The organism is Actinotalea sp., assembly GCF_035443605.1.
Taxonomy (GTDB): Bacteria; Actinomycetota; Actinomycetes; order Actinomycetales; family Cellulomonadaceae; genus Actinotalea.
The window spans coordinates 1-1,668 of record NZ_DAORSQ010000216.1 but is presented as its reverse complement, the minus strand read 5'-3'; the positions used below and the strand labels follow the sequence as shown (position 1 = coordinate 1,668).

The window sequence follows — 1,668 nt, the reverse complement described above, 5'->3', positions numbered from 1 at the left end:
CCGCGTCGTCGCCGTCGGGCGGCGGCGGCACGGCGGGGGTCGCTCTCGGCATGGTCGGAATATACCTTCCCGGTAAGGCATTATCTCTTCCATGGAAGATACTCGACGGTGGATGCTGCTCACGGCGGTCGCGCCCGTCACCTGGGGCGCGAGCTACCTCCTGACCAGTGCGGTCCTCCCGCCGGGGTCGCCGCTGTGGGGCGGGGTGATCCGCGCCCTGCCCGCGGGGCTCGTGCTGCTCGCGATCGCCCGCCGGCTCCCGAGCGGATCCTGGTGGTGGCGGGCACCCCTGCTCGGCACGATGACCATCGGCGCCTTCTTCGTCCTCATCTACGTCGCCGCCCAACGCCTCCCGTCGAGCCTGGCCTCGACCCTCATGGCGGCCTCGCCTGCGGTCATGCTCGCGCTGGCCTGGCCGCTGCTCGGTCAGCGTCCCGGCGCGCGGGCGACCGCGGGGGCCGGCCTGGGCTTCCTCGGGGTGGGGGCGCTGGTGCTCACCGGGGGTGGCGAGGTCGACCCGATCGGCGTGGCGGCCTCGCTGCTGGCGATGACCTCGGCGACGATCGGCTTCCTGCTCGCGACGCGGTGGGGCGCCGGGGGCGGTGGTCCTGGCGCCGTCGACCCGCTCTCGCTCACCGCATGGCAGCTCCTCGGCGGCGGGCTGGTCGTCGTCCCGGTGGCCCTGGCGGTCGAGGGAGCGCCACCGCGGCTCACCACCGGGGAGATCGCCGGCTTCGGCGTGCTGACGCTCGTCGCGACGGCGCTCGCCTACGCGGTCTGGTTCGGCGGGCTGCGGCGGCTCGACGCGGGGACGGTCGGGCTCATCGGGCTGCTCAACCCCCTCACCGGCGCCGTGCTCGGCACGATGGTCGCCGGCGAGCGGCTCGGCCCGCTGCAGGTCGTCGGCGTCGTGCTGGTGCTGGCCGGGGTGGGGGTTGGCGTGGCGGCGGCGAGGACCACCTCCCGCCCCGACACCCGCGCCGCGTCAGCGCAGCACGGGGGTCCATCGCCCAGGATGGCCACATGCCCCTCCTCGTCGCTCCGCACCTGCCCGTCGGAACGTTCTCCGGGCGGGCTCAGCCCCACCTGACGGGCTCGACGACCGCCCTGCGACCCTGGGCAGACGCGGACGCACCGACCCTGGTCATGGCCCATGCCGACCGCGAGATCCAGCGCTGGCACTGCCGGTCGCTGGACGACGGCGAGGCCGCAGCGACGATCCGCGAGTGGCACGGCTCCTGGGCGGCCGAGACGGGCGCGTCGTGGGCTGTGACGACCCTCGACGGCGGCCGTGTGCTCGGCCGCGTCGCGTTCCGCGAGGTGGACCTTGCCGACGGCTTCGCCGAGGTGGGCTACTGGGTGCTGCCCGCCGCCCGCGGTCGAGGCGTCGCGACCGACGCGGTGACGACGCTCAGCACGTGGGCGCTCGGGACGGTCGGCCTCCACCGGCTGGAGATCCAGCACTCGGTGCAGAACACCACGTCGTGCCACGTCGCCGCGGCGTGCGGGTTCGTCGTGGAGGGCACGTCACGGGCATCGGGGCACCACGCGGACGGCTGGCACGACATGCACGTCCACGGCCGCCTGCGCAGCGACGGGTTCGCGGGGCGGTCGCCGGCCTGAGTGTCCTCCATGGGCGCCGCCCTCACCGACGGATGGCGACGACGA

2 protein-coding genes are annotated in these 1,668 nt (G+C 74.9%); both read left to right on the top strand.

Translation table 11 applies throughout. The annotated features are described in order from the left end of the window. The first annotated feature begins 91 nt into the window (after positions 1–91). Positions 92–1,090, top strand: a complete 999-nt coding sequence (locus PKY62_RS13300) for a DMT family transporter (protein ID WP_324537738.1) — start codon at positions 92–94, stop codon at positions 1,088–1,090. Then, on the top strand, positions 1,024–1,623 hold the full coding sequence (locus tag PKY62_RS13295) for a GNAT family N-acetyltransferase (protein ID WP_324537736.1): 600 nt from the start codon (positions 1,024–1,026) through the stop codon (positions 1,621–1,623). The genes PKY62_RS13300 and PKY62_RS13295 overlap by 67 nt, the downstream gene beginning before the upstream one ends. The last annotated feature ends 45 nt before the right edge of the window (positions 1,624–1,668 follow it).

Excerpts from the sequence above, each read along its gene's own strand:
- PKY62_RS13295 (WP_324537736.1), top strand. The coding sequence starts at position 1,024 with ATGCCCCTCCTCGTCGCTCCGCACCTGCCCGTCGGAACGTTCTCCGGG.
- PKY62_RS13300 (WP_324537738.1), top strand. The coding sequence starts at position 92 with ATGGAAGATACTCGACGGTGGATGCTGCTCACGGCGGTCGCGCCCGTC.